This window comes from Rhodococcus sp. APC 3903 (assembly GCF_030407755.1).
Taxonomy (GTDB): Bacteria; Actinomycetota; Actinomycetes; order Mycobacteriales; family Mycobacteriaceae; genus Rhodococcus_F; species Rhodococcus_F erythropolis.
This window is the reverse complement of sequence record NZ_JASDCV010000003.1, coordinates 414,702-431,532: the sequence shown is the minus strand read 5'-3', so window position 1 is coordinate 431,532 and position 16,831 is coordinate 414,702. Positions and strand designations below refer to the sequence as shown.

Sequence of the window (16,831 nt, the reverse complement as noted above, 5' to 3'; positions counted from 1 at the left end):
AGACCGGGAGACAACGATGAGTACCGACGATTGGAACGCAGGAATCATTGCGGAATTTCGGGAGAACGAGGGCAAGGTAGGTGGCCCCTTCGAAGGTGCGCCCATGGTGTTGGTCCACCACACAGGACGCAAATCCGGACGCGGTTCCGTGAGTCCCATGATGTATCTGGCAGACGAGCAGGATCCGAAGACCATCTACGTTTTTGCATCCAAGGCCGGTGCCCCGACCAACCCCGACTGGTACTACAACCTCGTTGCCACCGACCAGGCAGAGGTCGAGATCGGCACCGAAACATACCCGGTCTCCGTCAGCGAAGTAACCGGCGAGAAGCGTGACCGCATCTACGACGAGCAGGCCAGTCGATACCCGGGATTTGCCGAATATGCGGAGAAGACAGCTGGGATCCGCACAATCCCGGTGGTGGCACTGACTCGCGCGTAAATCCAGGTAGCGCTTCCCTGTCGTTTCCATTCGGAAACGGCAGGGATCGTTTGTACGGAATCACGACACTGAAGACGCTTTGACCTCAGCCTTCGAATGCCGTCCGAGCAGCACGTATCCGACCCAGGATCCGACAACCACTGTCGCCGCGAGCGCCTGTACCAGGCCTTCGATACTCGCCGGATAGAACACGCCGGTGATGTAGTGCGAGATGAATCCGGTGGACGGCAACTCCGCGATACCGGCCATTCGGCGGGCCCAGTTCTCGAGATTGGTCAGCGGGCAGTCATATCCGACCGCTATCGAACCGGCTCCCCAGACGACTGCAAGAAGGTGAAAACCGATGGTACGACGCCACTTCCACGCCACGAACCCACCCAGCACCACATAGAGGACAAACGCGAAGTGGACGAACACCGTCACTACTTCGATGAGCCGATACACCATCGTCGTCTCCGCTCGTGGCGCGGAAGTCCCGCAACAACCAGACTAATCCGATGTTAGTCCTCGTAGAGGTGATCTACCCGGCGTATGCAGCGGTCGTGCGAGCAGCGGCGGCTGCAGCCGCATCCGGGTCGTCGCCCGATGCGATCGCAGCTTCGGCCCACAGTTCACTGCTTCCCGCGATGAATGCCTTGGCCTCGTCGCTCGCCGACCACTCGGGTGTCTCGAGTGGCGTCGCGATCCCCAGTTCCACGTGTCGAGCCAGCCCGAGCAGTCCCATGCCCCACCCGACACCGACGGCACCTGGACCGTACTCGGCCCACCGATCCGGCGCCACGTCCGCGGCGTGTTCGAAGTCGAACAGCGTTGCACCACTGCCTTTTTCGGCGAGATTCACAGTCACATAGCTCACATCGCCGCCGTATTCCCAGGTGATGCGAAGTGTTCGAGGAGCATCGCACGCCAAAATTTCGCCGCCGGCGTTGCCCTCCAGCTGATAGTGGCCGCCGATCCTGGCTTCTCCCCCGACCGGCATGAACCATTGGGGAATGCGGTCGAACTCGGTGATCGCTGCCCAGACCGTGCCGATGGGCGCCGCGAGGGTCCGCGACATGCGCAACGTGCGTGTTTTCGACTCGTCACCGCCGAACGGGCTCAGCTCTCGCGCTACCACCTGCAACGAATCAACCGCTCTGTCGACCACGACGCTCCTTGGTTCGGGAAAACTTCAGCTCAGTCGCTGCTGTAGATGTACCGATACTTCTTCTCCAGCGGCACTCTTGCCGATCGCCTTGCAGAGCGCCACGCGCAGCGGAAGCCAGTGTGGACCGTCACCGGACGGCATCAGCGTCGCCTCGAAGGGATGTTCACCATCGAGAGTCCCGACCACCTTCACAGCGCGCCTGGTTCCCAGAAGTTCCGCCGAACCAGGCACCGTCAGAAATGTCGCGAACGCCCCGTCTTTCTCGATGGGAGCGGTGAAGGCGTAATCGAGCGGTTGTGGAGTCTTGTCAGCGGCCATCTCGTGTCACTGTTCCGAAGCGAGCAGGACGTCGGTGTCGAAACACGTGTGAGTGCCGGTGTGGCACGCGGCGCCCTCCTGATCGACGATCAGCAAGACGGAATCGCCGTCACAGTCGAGGCGCACCTCGTGCACGTACTGGGTGTGCCCGGAGGTCTCTCCCTTGACCCAGTACTGCTGCCGCGAGCGCGAATAGTACGTCCCCTTACGGGTTTCCAGTGTTCGCGCGAGCGCTTCGTCGTCCATCCACGCGACCATCAGCACATCACCGGTCGACTTCTCCTGCGCAACCGCGCTGAACAGTCCGGCGTCGTTTCGCTTCAGCTTCGCCGCGATTGCGGGATCAAGGCTCATATGACGTTTATACCTTCCACCTGTGACTTCCGTGGAATTCCCCTGCTTGGTCGCCGTAGAATGGAAGTTTCTTCGCTTCTCGCTCTGGAAGAGGATCCGACATGAACCATCAACGTCATGACGGCCCACACCCGGAGTACACCTGCCACCTCGTGAACGCGAGCACCGATCGCGTCCCGACCCGCCACATCGTTGTCGGGATCGGCACAGGCCTGAGCGGCAAGAATGTCGTCAGCTACGGATTGACGCTTGCCGCCAAGGAGGATTCAGCACTCCACGTCGTTCACTGCATCACGTCCGAGGACTTGCCTGTCGAAACCGACTCACCACAGTTCGAAACGCGTCTGCACGACGAGATGGTGTCGCAACGCGAACAGACAACCTCGACGCTTGCCTCGCACACGGACACCTGGACATACGACTGTACCTACGGCGACCCGGCCGGTGTCATCCTCGCGACCGCGGACAAGTACGACGCCTTCACCATCGTGATCGGCTCACCGCGAAAAGGCGCTGCCTCCGCGGTAAGCCAACTGATACACAGCTCGGTCTCTTCCCGACTGAACCGGCAGAACCGCTATCCCGTGATATCGGTTCCGAGCGGAGTCAGATCGGCGAGATAGCCGAACACGGGGCATGCCCGCCTAGCTGATCGAATAATCCTCGAGCGGAAAGCGTTTCGCTTCGACAAACGCATTGCGTGTAGACGTGGGCCGCAGGATCGCCGCCTCCCCGTGCTGATTGAAGTAGTAGCTCCGCGCAGTCTGGCAACTGCCGCCGTAAAAGACGGAGTCCGCGAGGTTCTCCGTCATCCGGTCCAGGAACTCGGCGTTGGCGGTTTCGGTGACCTCGAACGTCTCCGCGCCACGCCGTTTCACCTCACCGAACAGTCGATCCATGTGCTGCATCTGGGATTCGATAGTCGTGAAGTAGGACAACCCGCTGTACGAGTACGGACTGGCGAGCGTGAGGAAATTGGGGAAGTAGGGAACCGCGACCCCCTCATAGGCCTGGAAACGGTTGTCGCGCCACCACTTACCGAGGTTTCGGCCCTCACGGCCGATAACCTCGATGGCCGGAAAGTTCACATCCCAGAGGTTGAATCCCGTTGCCAGCACCAGGGTGTCGATCTCGGTCTTGCGGCCGTCGGCCGTGACGATTCCGTCGGCAGCAATGTGGTCGATCGACGTGGTTTCGAGGTGCACGTTGTCTTTGGTGAAGGTACGGAAATAGCTGTTCGAGAATGTGGGTCGCTTGCACCCGAAGTCGTAGTCCGGTGTGAGTTGCTCGCGGAGATGCGCGTCACGGACCTGCGACCGCAGAAACGCTCGTGATGCGGCTGCAGCGCCCTTGTTCAACAGTTTGACCTGCTTGTAATGCAGGACCGCGCTGACCATGATCATTTCGAGTATCGACGAACTGACAGCGCGGGCGATTCGCTGGGTGAGCGGAATGCGCGAGAACAGCTTCTGCACTGCGCTCGGAATGGGGACGTCGATCTTGGGAACGACCCAGATCGGGGTGCGTTGGTAGACGGTCAACTCTGCGGCCTGCCGCGCCACCTCGGGGATCAACTGCACGGCGGTGGCGCCGGTTCCGATGATTGCAGTCTTGGTGCCCGACAAGTCGTAGGAATCGTCCCAGGCGGTGGTGTGGATGATCTTGCCCGCAAATTCATCGATACCGGAGATGTCCGGTCGATGGGGCTGCGAGAGGAAACCCGTCGCAGTCAGGAGGTACTTGGCAGTGATGTCCGGTGCCCCCTCCACGGAGACCACCCAGTGCGAGGAATCTTCGTCCCAGCGGGCTCCGTTGACCACGGCACCGAACGTCATGTGCTTCCGCAGGTCGTACTTGTCCGCGACATGATCGGCGTACTTCTTGAGTTCGGCACCCGGTGCGAAGAGCCTGGACCAGTTCGGATTGGGCTCGAACGAATACGAGTAGGTGACCGACGCGATGTCGACAGCCAAACCGGGATAGCGGTTGACGTGCCAGGTTCCACCCAGATCGTCCTCACGCTCGAGAATCGCCAGGTTGTCCAGGCCCATCCGCTTGAGTTGAATGGCCGCACCCATTCCGCCGAAGCCCGCCCCCACCACTACTGCGTCGTACTGCACTGCCATCGGAGAATCCCTCTCATGAACTGCACACCCATGAACCACGCACCCGTGAACTGCACATCAGAAACTGACACGTCATTCCGTTATTGAGAACGGTATCATTCCAGACGTGACGAAGGCCATGACCCGAGCGGAACGAAAAAAAGCGGAATTGCGCCGCGAGATCATCGACGCATCATTCGAGTGCTTCGCGGAACGCGGCTACCACGCGACCGGAATTGCCGATATCGCAACAACTCTCGGAATCGGTCACGGGACCTTCTACCGGTACTTCGAGAACAAGCGCGACATCATCGACCACGTCATCGACGATCTGATCGCAAAGATCATCAGCGCACTCGCCGTCGAAAATGCCCCTGACGCAGCAAATACGTTGGACGAGTACCGCGCCCAGGTCGGTCGCATCGCCGAAGCGCTCCCCCGCATCTTCTTCGACGACCCGCGCATTCCGCGGGTTCTGCTCTTCGAGACGACAGGCGTCGACGCCGATCTCACTGGCCGGATGCTCGATCTACTCGACCAGTCGGCATCGTTGACCGCGGCGTACCTGCATCACGGAGTCGAATGCGGCTATCTACGCGCCGACCTCGACGTCGACAACACTGCGCAGGCCGTCAACGGCATGATGCTGGCAAGTGCGATTCAAGGATTGCGAGCCGATTCGTCCGTCGACTGCACCACGCTGAACCAAGCCATCAGCCGCCTCATGTTCGACGGAATCCGCGCCGAGAACGCCTAGCGAACGACGATTCCCTCGGCACGCATCGCATCCTTGACCTCCGGGATGCTCAGATCGCCGAAGTGGAAGACACTCGCTGCGAGAACTGCGTCTGCGCCCGCTTCGACTGCCGGGGCAAAGTGCTCGACCAGGCCGGCACCGCCACTGGCGATCACCGGTACGTGGACTGCTGCCCGGACAGCGCGGATCATCAGAAGGTCGAAGCCCGCTTTGGTGCCGTCGGCATCCATCGAGTTGAGCAGGATCTCCCCCACTCCCAACTCGGCACCACGCTCGGCCCACTCGACAGCGTCGATGCCCGTGCCGCGCTTGCCCCCGTGCGTGGTGACCTCCCACCCCGACGGTGTGTCCGGCTGCCCCTGGGGAACGGTGCGGGCGTCGACCGAGAGGACGATGCACTGCGAGCCGAAACGCTCACTCAGTTCCTTGAGCAGTTCCGGGCGCGCAATCGCCGCGGTGTTGACGCTGACCTTGTCTGCACCGGCACGCAGCAGACGATCGACGTCCGCGACCGTGCGCACTCCACCGCCGACGGTCAGAGGAATGAAAACCTGCTCGGCAGTACGACTTACGACGTCGAGCATCGTGCCACGATCCGACGTCGAGGCGGTGACGTCCAGGAAGGTCAGTTCGTCGGCGCCCTGAGCGTCGTACGCTGCCGCGAGTTCCACGGGATCTCCGGCGTCGCGAAGATTCTCGAAGTTGACACCCTTGACCACTCGTCCGGCGTCGACGTCGAGGCACGGAATCACACGAACTGCGAGGGTCATGACTGTGGTCCTCCTGAGGACGAAGCGCGCGGATCACCGAGCGCGTTGAGGATATCGAGAATCTCACCGTGGATGCCCGGGGCGGCAGCGAGCACCGACTCCGATTCTACGGTCCACGGGTTGCCGGCCAGATCGGTGACCACCCCGCCCGCACCGCGAACGAGAGCGACCCCGGCCGCGTTGTCCCACGCGTTGCGGCCGTAGACGATCGCTCCGCCCAGGATGCCGGCCGCCGTGAAAGCGAGATCGACTCCGGTGGAGCCGTGTATCCGGATCCGCGAGGACACCTTGCTGATCTCGGCGAGGAGGTCGAGACGGAAACTGCCGGGGATCCGGCCGCGACTGTTGACGTTGAGGGCACCCAATCCGACGATCGACGACGCCAGATCGGTTGGCTCCAGCGGCGGTACGGCGATTCCGTTGACCAACAACGGACCGCCGGCACGAGTGGCGTACGTGTGACCGATCAACGGAAGCCAGGTCAATCCGAGTACCGGGACACCATCGTCGAGAAGCGCCAACAGTGTTCCGGCAGTGGGCAATCCGGCCGAGTAGTTGAAAGTACCGTCGACGGGGTCGAGAACCCAGACGAGCCCCGAACCGACGTCTGGGCCGCCGAATTCCTCGCCGTGCACCTCGATGCCGGTCTGCTCGAACAACTCCGCGGTCAACCGCTTCTCGAGCGCAAGATCGACCTCGGTGGCAAAATCACCCCAGCCCTTGCGGACCGCACTCGGGGCGCCGACACCGGCGACGAACTGATCGTGGACGCCGTCGAGAAGCCGACCCGCAATCGCGAGAAGTTCGTCGAGGTCACGCGTCGGAGTCATCTGGAAAATCTATCCGGAAACTGCTGCCAGTGCTTCGGGGAGCGTGAAGCGACCGGCATACAGCGCCTTGCCGACGATCGCGCCCTCGACACCCTGATCTACCAGGCTGGAAATGGCGAGCAGATCCTCGATGGTCGACACACCACCGGAGGCGACGACGTGAGCGTCGGTGACAGCGCAGACTTGACTGAGAAGTTCGAGGTTGGGACCGGTGAGTGTGCCGTCTTTGGAGACGTCGGTGACGACGTAACGGGTGCAGCCGTCGCGATCGAGACGGGCCAGGGTCTCCCACAGATCGCCGCCGTCGGTGACCCAGCCGCGCCCACGGGTGCGGTACTGGCCGTCGACCAGACGAACGTCGAGTCCGACGGCGATCTTGTCGCCGTACTTGGCCAATGCACGGGCACACCACTCGGGATCTTCGATAGCGGCGGTTCCGAGATTGACGCGGGCACAGCCGGTGGCCAGTGCAGCTTCCAGGGAAGCGTCGTCGCGGATTCCTCCGGAGAGTTCCACCTTGACCGTCAGGTCGCCGATGACGCCTGCCAGCAGTTCGCTGTTGGACCCACGCCCGAAAGCGGCGTCGAGGTCGACAAGATGCACCCATTCGGCACCGTCGTTCTGCCACGCAAGAGCAGCGTCGCGGGGCGACCCGTAACCGGTCTCACTTCCCGCCTCTCCTTGCACGAGGCGAACAGCTTCACCGTTGACAACATCTACAGCAGGCAAAAGGACCAGGCTCACGTGCGGTAACCCTAGTAGGTCAGGACCTCGAACCGTCTTCCGGGTCACCGAACGCTTTTCGGGTCATCCGCTTGGATACGACACCCATTGCCGCGATCGCAGCAACGACCCCCACGAGACCGATCGCGAGACCGACACCCGGCGAGGGTTTGAGCAAGACGATGACGACGGTGGCGACCGCCAACGCAGCCACAGCGGCGCCGAGCGAGAACAACGCCAGACGAGCGAGGGAAAAGTCGTCGCCACGGTTCGGGCCGGAACTCCCGGTCACAAACTCTGCACCCAGTTGCTCAGCAACTCGGCGCCTGCGTCGCCGGATTTCTCGGGGTGGAACTGCGTTGCCGACAACGCACCGTTCTCGACGGCAGCGAGGAACTTTCCGCCGTGATCTGCCCACGTCAGCTTCGGAGGTGCGATGTGCTCGGACGGCGCGAGTTCCCAACTCTGCACACCGTACGAGTGAACGAAGTAGAAGCGGGTGTCGGCGTCGATACCCTTGAACAGCGTGCTCGACTCCGGAGCCTCCACGGTGTTCCAGCCCATGTGCGGCAAAACCTCTGCTTGCAGCCTCTCGACGGTGCCAGGCCATTCGCCGCAGCCCTCCGCCTCGACACCGAATTCGACTCCGCGGTCAAACAGAATCTGCATGCCGACGCAGATGCCCAGCACCGGTCGGCCACCGGCCAAGCGTCTGCCGATGATCCGGTCACCCTGAACTGCGCGCAGACCTTCCATGCAGGCCGCGAACGCGCCGACACCGGGTACCACGAGACCGTCTGCCGCCAGTGCAACCTTCATATCGTTGGTCACCTCCACCTGCGCCCCGGTGCGCGCCAGTGCGCGAGTAGCGGAATGCAGGTTGCCGGAGCCGTAATCGAGTACAGCAATCGTGGAAGCGCTCATGCCCCAACTCTATCGGGCAACCCTGTTGCCGATCACTTTGCCGCCTGCGGCCAGTGCCGGGAGTAGAGCGACAACGACCGCGGAGACCGCGAAGACCCACGCATAGCCGGCAGTCGTGGCCACGAATCCCAACGCCAGTGCACCGATTCCGGTGCCGGCGTCGTAGCCGATGTTCCAGATCGCGCTGGCGGATCCGAGTTGCCTCGGGCCGGCAGCCTGAAACGCCATGACCAAGGATTCGTTCTGCACCGCCCCGAACCCGAGCCCGAAAAGGACCGCCGCGCAGAACAAGACCGGCGTCGACCCGCCGTCGACGTTGATCGCGAACAGCACCAATCCGATGGTCGACGACGCCAATGCCGGCGCGAGTGTCCGACCACTGCCGAGACGATCGGCGATCAGGCCCGCCGAGTACCGGCCGATCAACATCGATCCACTGGCGGTCGCCAACACCACACCTGCAACGGCCGCGCGCTCCGAGATTGCGATCGGCAGTAGAGACGACAGCCCGCCGAACGACGCGGACACACACGCCAGAGCGAGCACCGGGACCAAGACGACGAACACACTCAACCGGGCGGATTCGCCGGTGGGCTGGGCGAAGATCTTCGGCAACCCGGCAATGGCCACCAGCGCGAGTGCCGGGATCAGCGCACCGAGAACGAACACCGGTGTTGCCGACCACCGTTCCATGATCGCAAGCCCCAGCGGAAGCCCCGCCATTTGTGACGCTGCGATCGCGATTCCCTGAGCGCCGGTGGCACGGCCCAGAATTCGTTTGGGCGCCAACTCCGCCACGAGCGCACTGCCGGCAACAGTCAGCATGCCGAAACCGATTCCTCGCACCGCGGAAACCGCCAGGACGGGGCCGGCGTCGGCCGAGATCAACAGCACCAACGACGGTGGACCGAGGAGCAGACATCCGACCGCCAGCACGCGCCGGTAGCCCTGCGTCCGCAACAACCGAGGCACGAGCAGTTGCGTCACGACCGTGGCCGCCATGAAGACACCGGTCACCGATCCGGCGAGCGCATCCGATCCGCCGGAATGCGCAACCAGCAACGGCACCACCGGCAACAGCAACGACCAGCCACCGAAAGCTGCTGCCGCCATGATCAGGACACCGATCATGCCCGGAGTACGAAGCAACCCCGGCGATGGAGCAGGATCTTGCGTCTCAGACACAGTCACTTTTCGCGTCACAGACCGCGTCACAGACGCAGTGCGCCCGCTACCGCCGCCAGAACCGCCAACGCCAGAAGGATTCCCGACGCAAGCTTGTTGACCTTGAACATCGAGTAGGCGCCGCCCACGGCAATACCCGCGCCGATGAACAGCAGGTAGGTGAAGAGGACGCTCACAGTGTGCCCTTCGTCGACGGCACGCCACTCACGCGCGGATCCGGCTCGACCGCCTCACGCAGAGCGCGCGCAACGGCCTTGTACTCGGCTTCGGTGATGTGATGCTGATCGCGGCCGTACAGCACCCGAACGTGCAGTGCGATACGTGCATTCAATGCGATCGACTCGAACACGTGGCGGTTGATCACCGCGTGATACGGAACGCCCGGGTACCCGCCGATGACGGAATGCACCATGTAGTCGGGCTCACCGGTGTGCACGCAGTAAGGGCGACCGGAGACGTCGACCGACGCGTGCGCCAACGTTTCGTCCATCGGGATGAAAGCGTCGCCGAAACGACGGATGCCCTTCTTGTCGCCGAGTGCCTGGCCGAGCGCCTGGCCGAAAACGATCGCGGTGTCCTCGACGGTGTGGTGGGCGTCGATCTCGACGTCACCCTTCGCCTTGACGTCCAGATCGAAGCTGGCGTGCGTACCCAAGGCATTTAGCATGTGGTCAAAGAACGGAACGCCGGTGGAGACGTCGACGATGCCGGTCCCGTCCAGATTCAGTTCGACGACGATGCTTGATTCCCGAGTTGTTCGTTCGATCCGCGCGATGCGATCGCTCATGCCGTCTCTCCTGAATTCGTGTCGACCAGCTGGGTGCCTGCGATTTCGTCACTGGCCTTGATGAACGCGTCGTTCTCGGCTTCGAGTCCCACTGTGGCCCGCAGGTATCCGGGGATGCCGATGTCGCGGATGAGAACCCCGCGGTCGAGGTATTCCTTCCACGCCTGTGCACTGTCGGTGAACTGACCGAACAAGATGAAGTTCGCGTCACTGGGAATCACTCGGAAACCGGTGTCCGCCAGCGCCTTCGACACCCGATCACGCTCGGCAGACAAGGCATGGACACTGCCGAGGGTCTCGTCGGCGTGACGCAGTGCGGCACGTGCCGCAGCTTGCGTGACCACCGAGAGGTGATACGGCAAGCGCACCAACAACAGTGCGTCGATGAATGCGGGAGCTGCGGCGAGGTAGCCGAGTCGGCCACCGGCAAACGCGAACGCCTTGCTCATGGTGCGGGTGACAACCAGCTTGGCCGGGAACTCGTCGATCAGCGTCATCGCGCTGGGGGCAGCGGAGAACTCCGCGTACGCCTCGTCGACGATCACGATGCCCGGCGCCACGTCGAGAATGCGTCGCAGTTCCGCAATACCGACGCTGTGTCCGGTCGGGTTGTTGGGGCTGGTCACGAACACGACGTCCGGTCGACGCTCCTCGATCACTGTGACGGCAGCATCCACGTCGAGTGCGAAATCGTCCCGACGGAAGACCTCGACCCACTCGGTATCGGTACCGTCGGCGATGATCGGGTGCATCGAGTACGAGGGCACAAAACCCATCGCGCTGCGCCCCGGACCTGCGAACGCCTGCAACAACTGCTGCAGAATTTCGTTCGATCCGTTTGCCGCCCAGAGATTGTCGACGGTGACCGGCACCCCGGTCTGCTTCGACAGGTACGCAGCCAGATCCGTCCGCAACGCCACAGCGTCACGGTCGGGATAGCGGTGCAGTTCCTTCGCGGCTTCGCGCACGGATTCGGCGACATCGTCGATGAGCGCCTGCGTCGGCGGATGCGGGTTCTCGTTCGTGTTGAGCTGAACCGGCACCGCCAATTGCGGTGCGCCGTATGCCGACTTTCCACGCAGGTTCTCGCGAATCGGAAGGGCGTCGACCGTAATCGATTCTCCAGGAGCACTACTCATCGCAGAGCCTCGAATCGCAGACGCACAGCCTCGCCGTGAGCGGGCAGGTCCTCCGCGTTGGCGAGCGTGATGACGTGTCCGGCAACGTCTTTCAGAGCCGACTCGGAGTAGTCGATCACGTGGATCCCACGCAAGAAGGTCTGCACGCTCAGACCGGAGGAGTGACGTGCACACCCGGCCGTCGGCAGAACGTGGTTGGAGCCGGCGCAGTAGTCGCCGAGGCTGACCGGCGCCCACGGGCCGACGAACACGGCACCAGCGCTGGTGACCTGAGCTGCGACACCGGTTGCGTCCTCGGTCTGAATCTCGAGGTGCTCGGCCGCATAAGCGTTGACGACGCGCAGACCAGCGGAAACATCAGAAACCAGCACCGTGCCCGACTGGCTGCCGGTCAGTGCCGTGGTGACGCGTTCGCGGTGCTTGGTGATCTCGAGCTGCGCAGCCAGAGCCTTGTCGACGGCGTCGGCCAATTCGACGCTGGTCGTGACAAGAACGCTGGCGGCCATCACGTCGTGCTCGGCCTGGCTGATGAGGTCGGCGGCAACGTGGACCGGGTCAGCGGTGTGGTCGGCGAGGATCGCGATCTCGGTGGGACCGGCTTCTGCGTCGATGCCGACCAGTCCGCGGCACAGACGCTTTGCGGCAGTGACATAAATGTTGCCGGGACCGGTGATGAGGTCGACCGGGACAAGCTCGGTTCCATCGGTGTCGGTTCCGCCGTAGGTAAGGAGGGCGACGCCCTGCCCGCCGCCGACGGCCCACACCTCGTCGACGCCGAGCATGGCTGCGGCGGCAAGAATGGTCGGGTGCGGCAATCCGCCGAAGTCGGCTTGGGGCGGCGAGGCGACAACAAGCGACCCGACGCCGGCCGTCTGAGCCGGCACGACGTTCATGACAACGCTCGACGGGTACACGGCATTGCCGCCGGGTACGTACAGCCCGACGCGCTCGACCGGCACCCAACGCTCGGTGACCGTGCCACCCGGAACGACCTCGGTGACGGTGTCCTTGCGACGCTGATCGGCGTGCACCTTGCGGGTGCGCTCGATCGCAACCTCGAGGGCTTCCTTGACTGCGGGGTCGAGTTCACGAAGTGCGCGCTCGAGCTCGGCTGCGGGTACACGAACCGAAGCCGGACGAACGCCGTCGAACTTCTCGCCGAACTCGAGGGCGGCTTCTGCCCCGCGATCACGAACAGCTTCGACCATCGGGCGAACCTGATGCAGCACCGCGTCCACATCCACTCCACCTCGGGGAAGCGCGGCGCGAAGTTCGGCCGTGGATGGGGTACGACCACGCAGGTCGGTGCGGGCAAGCATGAGAGTTCCTCTCGTACGCAAACGGGGTGCCTGTGCAAGCGGCAGCAAACCGGTCCGGCATTACAGGCCTGAACAACGCGCCTGAAACACAGAACTGATGTCAATTATCCAGGATAGGCGCACCCCATTTTTCACCGGTCCACCTGCGACGCTCACTGCAGGTCCGGCGCCCGCCGCCGGGCGAGTTCGATCAGCTCGTCCCTTCGGTCGGTCGCCACCGAGATTTCGCGTCCGTCGTGCAGACGAAAGCGGACCCCGGCGCCGGGTGACGCGAGAATTACCCGCATACCTGGGCCGGTCATTCGATAACCGATTCCGGAGCCCATCCCGATATGTACTGCAGTTGCAGACACAACTTCGTCCCACCGAAATACCTGACGCAGCCCCGGAGACAGCGCGATCGACACTCGTTCGACGTCTGTGGTGATGATCACGCGCACCTTCCACATGTACGCGGCCAACCCGAAGGACAGGACCGCGGACAACACGGCGCCGACGTAGCCCGCCGGGTCGTGTTCCACGATCGCCGCGAACCCGCAGACAATCACCAGGACAATTCCGAGGACGACGCACAATGCGGCCGTCGAACGCCGCAGAAGTGGGCTCAACGAAATGGACTCGTGAACTTCGTGCACAGCACCCCCGCCTCGATCGCCGACAACCCCCGCACCGCGGAACGGCACCGGGAACACGACCATCCCATTACTCGCGCTTTTATAACAAACACGTCACGCACAGCTAGGGTCCAAAGTCGTGACAGACAGTGACGTGGCCACGACCGCACCTCCGGCCTTGCCGACCCCTCAGCGATCCAGCGGACCGAACCGAGCACGGATCGTTGCGATTGTCGCATCGATCCTCGGCATAGTTTTGTGCGGATCAGTGCCGTTCCTGCCGATCGAGCAGGACACAGCCGTCGTCAACTGGCCGCAGGCCGGGTCGACGAAAAGCGTCGAGGCGCCATTGGTCTCGTACACACCGCTGCGCATGGAGGCATCGATCCCGTGCGCGTCGATCAGCGAGTTGGCCGCCACCGGCGGAACACTCGTCTCGACGGCTCCCCCGGGTGCCGCCGATGCGCGCCGCTACGGATTTGTTGCCACTGTCTCCCCCGAATCCGCCGACGCTCTCGCTCGGGTCGACGTTGTCCTGCGCGATCAAGTGCTGCTCTCGACACCCGTTGCTGATCTGCAAACTGGATGCGCACTCACGCTCGCCGCCGAGCCGACCCGAACCACCTTCAGCGCCACCGGTTCCGAACCGCGCGTCATCGAGGGCGACAGCCGACCACAGGTAGTCGGCGTCTTCAGCGACCTCGATTCGGCATCAGCCGGTTTGAACGTCTCGATCGAGGCGGACTCTCGCTTCACGTCGAGCCCGTCGGTGATCAAGACTCTCGCCATGATTCTCGGGGCACTCACGGCTGTCGTGTCCCTTTTCGCGCTGCACCGCCTCGACAACCGCGACGGCCGGGGCACACGCAAATTTCTGCCCGCCCGATGGTGGAAGTTCACCGTCCTCGACGGCGTCGTCGTCGGAACTCTGGTGCTCTGGCACTTCATCGGCGCTACCACCACCGATGACGGCTACCAGTTCACGATGGCCAGGGCCTCCGAGCAATCGGGCTACATGTCCAACTATTTCCGGTGGTTCGCGGTCCCCGAGACCCCGTTCGGAACGCCGTACTACAACATCCTCGGACTCCTGGCGCACGTCAGCACTGCAAGCCCCTGGGTTCGTCTGCCTGCTCTGTTGGCAGGCATCATCACCTGGCTCGTCATCAGCCGCGAGGTCGCGCCTCGACTGGGAGCCGCAATTCGCGGAAACCGGCTCGCCCTGTGGACCGGCGCGCTTGTCTTCCTCGCGTTCTGGCTTCCGTTCAACAACGGACTGCGCCCCGAACCGATCGTTGCTCTCGGCGTCCTGCTGACGTGGTGCTCGATCGAACGCGCAGTCGCGACGAGACGACTTCTGCCGGTCGCAGTCGCGATTCTGATCGCCGGATTCACCTTGACCGCCGGGCCTTCCGGCCTCATCTGCTTCGCCGCACTGATCGCCGGAATCCGCCCGATCATGCGCATCATCATCGAACGTGCCCGCACCACCGGTTACATCGCGGCCGTCGGGCCACTGCTAGCTGCCGGACTGTCGATCCTCATCCCCGCGTTCGGCGATCAGAGCCTCGCCGCCGTCATCGAGATGCAACGCGTCCACTCGATCTCACCGAACCAGCCCTGGTTCGACGAGTACCTCCGCTACCAATACCTCTTCAACATCTCCGTCGACGGTTCTCTGACTCGCAGATTCGGTGTGTTCGTCATGGTTCTGTGCCTTGGCGTCTGCACCGCGATGATGCTGCGCAAGGGCGGCCGGATTCCCGGTTTGGCCGCCGGTCCGTCACGCCGCGTCGTGGGGCTGACGATCGGCGCACTGCCACTGCTGATGTTCTCGCCGACCAAGTGGACGCACCACTTCGGAATCTTTGCCGGACTCACCGCCGTTCTGGCGATGATGACGGCGGTCGCCGTGGGTACAAAACTCCTGCGCTCGCCGCGCAATCGGGCCCTCTTCGCGGCAGCCGTACTGTTTCTCCTGGCTGTCGCATTCACCGGCAGCAACAGCTATTACTACGTGTCCAGCTACAGCGTTCCGTGGTGGGACAAGCCGGTGTCCATCAGCGGACTCGGCGCGAGCACCGTCCTCCTCGGGCTGACGGTGCTGATGCTCGGCGTCGCCGCGTGGTACTTCTTCCGTGAGCCGTACACCGCCGGGAAGGAACCGTCCGCGAAGCACGCTCGACTGCTTGCCATCTCGCCACTGACGATTGCCGCAGGTGCCATGGTCCTCTTCGAGGTGCTGTCCATGGCCAAGGGCGCGATCACCCAATACCCGGCCTATTCGGTGGGCCGTGCAAACGTCGACGCCGTTCTCGGCCAACACTGCGGACTCGCCAACGACGTTCTGCTCGAGACCGATCCGAACGCCTCGATGCTGACGCCCCTCTCGGGCAGCGTCGCCACAGCACTCTCCGCCGGTGGGGCTACAGGATTCGATCCGAATGGCGTCGCCTCCGACCTTCGAGCAGACAAGGAAGCCACGGCTACCGGCGGCGCGAACACCGTCGACACCTCCGAGGACACCGCCGGTAACTCGGCCGGAACCGGCGGAGGCGCCGGACAGACCGGGGTCAACGGCAGTTCGGTCGCGTTACCGTTCGGTCTCGACCCGGCGACAACACCCGTCATGGGTAGTTACGGTCAGCCCTCCCCCGGCACGCTGACCAGCGACTGGTACCAACTCCCCGACGTGGGCGAGAACGCCACACGCGGAGACATCATCTCGATTGCAACCGCTGGTCGTGTTCGGTCGGTCGACAAGGACGGAATCGTCACCTACGGCCAGAACGTCGAGGTCGAATACGGAACAGCGCGTGGCGTCGACGATGCCGAAACAGACGCTGTGGAAACACTCGGAAAGATCGCGCCCCTCGACATCGGTCCGGCACCGTCATGGCGGAACCTGCGTGTGCCGCTGGACCAGATTCCCGTCGAAGCCAACAGCATTCGACTTGTCGTCAGCGACTACGACAGCAAGCCCGACCAATGGGTGGCCGTTACCCCGCCGCGGGTTCCGAATACCCAGAAGCTCAACGACGTCGTCGGTTCGCAGGCGCCCGTCATGCTGGATTGGGCTGTCGGACTGGCATTCCCGTGCCAACGCCCCTTCGATCATCGGGTCGGTATCGCCGAGGTCCCCGAGTATCGGATCCTTCCCGACCATTCCGGCGCGCTCGTGACCAGCGCATGGCAGGACCACTACGGCGGTGGACCGTTGGGGTGGATCGATCTGCTCCTGACCGCTCAGACCATTCCGTCGTACCTCGACAACGACTGGGCTCGCGACTGGGGTTCGATCGAGAAGTACACACCGATCGATCCGAGTGCAGTGCCTGCCCAGGTCGACGAAGCGACCGTTCAGCGCTCCGGGACGTGGAATCCGGGATCGATGACCATGGTTTTCTGAGCGGAATT

20 protein-coding genes are annotated in these 16,831 nt (G+C 63.2%); 4 read left to right on the top strand and 16 right to left on the bottom strand.

Features of this window, described 5'->3' with window-relative positions:
• Positions 1 to 16 precede the first annotated feature (16 nt).
• Complete coding sequence (locus tag QMA15_RS06670; protein ID WP_172932045.1) at positions 17 to 442, top strand: nitroreductase/quinone reductase family protein; 426 nt, start codon at positions 17 to 19, stop codon at positions 440 to 442.
• Between the two features lie 60 nt (positions 443 to 502).
• On the opposite strand, the gene QMA15_RS06665 is transcribed toward QMA15_RS06670, so the two are convergent.
• The 4 genes from QMA15_RS06665 to hisI form a co-directional block, all read right to left on the bottom strand.
• Complete coding sequence (locus QMA15_RS06665; RefSeq protein ID WP_020907994.1) at positions 503 to 889, bottom strand: DUF2784 domain-containing protein; 387 nt, start codon at positions 887 to 889, stop codon at positions 503 to 505.
• A gap of 73 nt (positions 890 to 962) precedes the next feature.
• Positions 963 to 1,589, bottom strand: coding sequence for an SRPBCC family protein (locus tag QMA15_RS06660; protein ID WP_290283788.1), 627 nt, complete (start codon positions 1,587 to 1,589; stop codon positions 963 to 965).
• 24 nt (positions 1,590 to 1,613) lie between these two features.
• The gene (locus QMA15_RS06655; RefSeq protein ID WP_019748768.1) at positions 1,614 to 1,907 is read right to left on the bottom strand and encodes a DUF1905 domain-containing protein; all 294 of its coding nucleotides are present in this window, start codon (positions 1,905 to 1,907) and stop codon (positions 1,614 to 1,616) included.
• Positions 1,908 to 1,913: 6 nt separating this feature from the next.
• On the bottom strand, positions 1,914 to 2,261 hold the full coding sequence (hisI, locus tag QMA15_RS06650; RefSeq protein ID WP_172932046.1) for a phosphoribosyl-AMP cyclohydrolase: 348 nt from the start codon (positions 2,259 to 2,261) through the stop codon (positions 1,914 to 1,916).
• Positions 2,262 to 2,362: 101 nt separating this feature from the next.
• Here hisI and QMA15_RS06645 point away from each other — a divergent pair, with 101 nt between their 5' ends.
• Positions 2,363 to 2,884 (top strand): universal stress protein, encoded by a 522-nt coding sequence (locus QMA15_RS06645; RefSeq protein WP_020907996.1) that lies wholly within the window; start codon positions 2,363 to 2,365, stop codon positions 2,882 to 2,884.
• A 21-nt stretch (positions 2,885 to 2,905) separates the two neighbouring features.
• On the opposite strand, the gene QMA15_RS06640 is transcribed toward QMA15_RS06645, so the two are convergent.
• Positions 2,906 to 4,387, bottom strand: a complete 1,482-nt coding sequence (locus QMA15_RS06640) for an NAD(P)/FAD-dependent oxidoreductase (protein ID WP_021333656.1) — start codon at positions 4,385 to 4,387, stop codon at positions 2,906 to 2,908.
• Positions 4,388 to 4,493: 106 nt separating this feature from the next.
• On the opposite strand from QMA15_RS06640, the gene QMA15_RS06635 reads away from it, so the two are divergent.
• The gene (locus tag QMA15_RS06635) at positions 4,494 to 5,123 is read left to right on the top strand and encodes a TetR family transcriptional regulator (protein WP_020907998.1); all 630 of its coding nucleotides are present in this window, start codon (positions 4,494 to 4,496) and stop codon (positions 5,121 to 5,123) included.
• On the opposite strand, the gene hisF is transcribed toward QMA15_RS06635, so the two are convergent.
• From hisF to QMA15_RS06580, 11 genes are all read right to left on the bottom strand, one after another.
• Positions 5,120 to 5,893 (bottom strand): imidazole glycerol phosphate synthase subunit HisF, encoded by a 774-nt coding sequence (hisF, locus tag QMA15_RS06630; protein ID WP_003942380.1) that lies wholly within the window; start codon positions 5,891 to 5,893, stop codon positions 5,120 to 5,122. The genes QMA15_RS06635 and hisF overlap by 4 nt on opposite strands.
• Positions 5,890 to 6,723, bottom strand: coding sequence for an inositol monophosphatase family protein (locus QMA15_RS06625; protein ID WP_021333657.1), 834 nt, complete (start codon positions 6,721 to 6,723; stop codon positions 5,890 to 5,892). The genes hisF and QMA15_RS06625 overlap by 4 nt, the downstream gene beginning before the upstream one ends.
• A gap of 9 nt (positions 6,724 to 6,732) precedes the next feature.
• Positions 6,733 to 7,467, bottom strand: coding sequence for a bifunctional 1-(5-phosphoribosyl)-5-((5-phosphoribosylamino)methylideneamino)imidazole-4-carboxamide isomerase/phosphoribosylanthranilate isomerase PriA (priA, locus tag QMA15_RS06620; RefSeq protein WP_003942371.1), 735 nt, complete (start codon positions 7,465 to 7,467; stop codon positions 6,733 to 6,735).
• Between the two features lie 19 nt (positions 7,468 to 7,486).
• Positions 7,487 to 7,738: a hypothetical protein gene (locus QMA15_RS06615; protein ID WP_021333658.1), complete on the bottom strand. Its 252-nt coding sequence runs from the start codon at positions 7,736 to 7,738 to the stop codon at positions 7,487 to 7,489.
• A complete protein-coding gene (gene hisH / locus QMA15_RS06610; protein WP_003942389.1) occupies positions 7,735 to 8,370 on the bottom strand; it encodes an imidazole glycerol phosphate synthase subunit HisH in 636 nt (211 codons plus the stop codon). Before hisH ends, QMA15_RS06615 begins: the two co-directional genes overlap by 4 nt.
• Before the next feature lie 9 nt (positions 8,371 to 8,379).
• Positions 8,380 to 9,501 carry an MFS transporter gene (locus QMA15_RS06605; RefSeq protein WP_037119544.1) on the bottom strand — a complete coding sequence of 374 codons (1,122 nt, stop codon included), beginning with the start codon at positions 9,499 to 9,501 and terminating at the stop codon, positions 8,380 to 8,382.
• A gap of 80 nt (positions 9,502 to 9,581) precedes the next feature.
• Positions 9,582 to 9,731, bottom strand: coding sequence for a hypothetical protein (locus tag QMA15_RS06600; protein ID WP_007732248.1), 150 nt, complete (start codon positions 9,729 to 9,731; stop codon positions 9,582 to 9,584).
• The gene (gene hisB, locus QMA15_RS06595; RefSeq protein WP_003942383.1) at positions 9,728 to 10,342 is read right to left on the bottom strand and encodes an imidazoleglycerol-phosphate dehydratase HisB; all 615 of its coding nucleotides are present in this window, start codon (positions 10,340 to 10,342) and stop codon (positions 9,728 to 9,730) included. The genes QMA15_RS06600 and hisB overlap by 4 nt, the downstream gene beginning before the upstream one ends.
• The gene (locus tag QMA15_RS06590; RefSeq protein WP_021333660.1) at positions 10,339 to 11,481 is read right to left on the bottom strand and encodes a histidinol-phosphate transaminase; all 1,143 of its coding nucleotides are present in this window, start codon (positions 11,479 to 11,481) and stop codon (positions 10,339 to 10,341) included. Before QMA15_RS06590 ends, hisB begins: the two co-directional genes overlap by 4 nt.
• Entirely contained in the window at positions 11,478 to 12,800 is a 1,323-nt protein-coding gene (hisD, locus tag QMA15_RS06585) for a histidinol dehydrogenase (protein ID WP_020908000.1), read from the bottom strand. Before hisD ends, QMA15_RS06590 begins: the two co-directional genes overlap by 4 nt.
• A 152-nt stretch (positions 12,801 to 12,952) precedes the next feature.
• On the bottom strand, positions 12,953 to 13,498 hold the full coding sequence (locus QMA15_RS06580) for a hypothetical protein (protein WP_019748778.1): 546 nt from the start codon (positions 13,496 to 13,498) through the stop codon (positions 12,953 to 12,955).
• Between the two features lie 70 nt (positions 13,499 to 13,568).
• Here QMA15_RS06580 and QMA15_RS06575 point away from each other — a divergent pair, with 70 nt between their 5' ends.
• Positions 13,569 to 16,823, top strand: a complete 3,255-nt coding sequence (locus QMA15_RS06575; RefSeq protein WP_290283792.1) for an arabinosyltransferase domain-containing protein — start codon at positions 13,569 to 13,571, stop codon at positions 16,821 to 16,823.
• Positions 16,824 to 16,831: the final 8 nt, after the last annotated feature.

Excerpts from the sequence above, each read along its gene's own strand:
- QMA15_RS06670 (WP_172932045.1), top strand. The coding sequence starts at position 17 with ATGAGTACCGACGATTGGAACGCAGGAATCATTGCGGAATTTCGGGAG.
- QMA15_RS06665 (WP_020907994.1), bottom strand. The coding sequence starts at position 889 with ATGGTGTATCGGCTCATCGAAGTAGTGACGGTGTTCGTCCACTTCGCG.
- QMA15_RS06655 (WP_019748768.1), bottom strand. The coding sequence starts at position 1,907 with ATGGCCGCTGACAAGACTCCACAACCGCTCGATTACGCCTTCACCGCT.
- hisI (WP_172932046.1), bottom strand. The coding sequence starts at position 2,261 with ATGAGCCTTGATCCCGCAATCGCGGCGAAGCTGAAGCGAAACGACGCC.
- QMA15_RS06645 (WP_020907996.1), top strand. The coding sequence starts at position 2,363 with ATGAACCATCAACGTCATGACGGCCCACACCCGGAGTACACCTGCCAC.
- QMA15_RS06640 (WP_021333656.1), bottom strand. The coding sequence starts at position 4,387 with ATGGCAGTGCAGTACGACGCAGTAGTGGTGGGGGCGGGCTTCGGCGGA.
- hisF (WP_003942380.1), bottom strand. The coding sequence starts at position 5,893 with ATGACCCTCGCAGTTCGTGTGATTCCGTGCCTCGACGTCGACGCCGGA.
- QMA15_RS06625 (WP_021333657.1), bottom strand. The coding sequence starts at position 6,723 with ATGACTCCGACGCGTGACCTCGACGAACTTCTCGCGATTGCGGGTCGG.
- hisH (WP_003942389.1), bottom strand. The coding sequence starts at position 8,370 with ATGAGCGCTTCCACGATTGCTGTACTCGATTACGGCTCCGGCAACCTG.
- QMA15_RS06605 (WP_037119544.1), bottom strand. The coding sequence starts at position 9,501 with ATGATCGGTGTCCTGATCATGGCGGCAGCAGCTTTCGGTGGCTGGTCG.
- hisB (WP_003942383.1), bottom strand. The coding sequence starts at position 10,342 with ATGAGCGATCGCATCGCGCGGATCGAACGAACAACTCGGGAATCAAGC.
- QMA15_RS06590 (WP_021333660.1), bottom strand. The coding sequence starts at position 11,481 with ATGAGTAGTGCTCCTGGAGAATCGATTACGGTCGACGCCCTTCCGATT.
- hisD (WP_020908000.1), bottom strand. The coding sequence starts at position 12,800 with ATGCTTGCCCGCACCGACCTGCGTGGTCGTACCCCATCCACGGCCGAA.
- QMA15_RS06580 (WP_019748778.1), bottom strand. The coding sequence starts at position 13,498 with ATGGTCGTGTTCCCGGTGCCGTTCCGCGGTGCGGGGGTTGTCGGCGAT.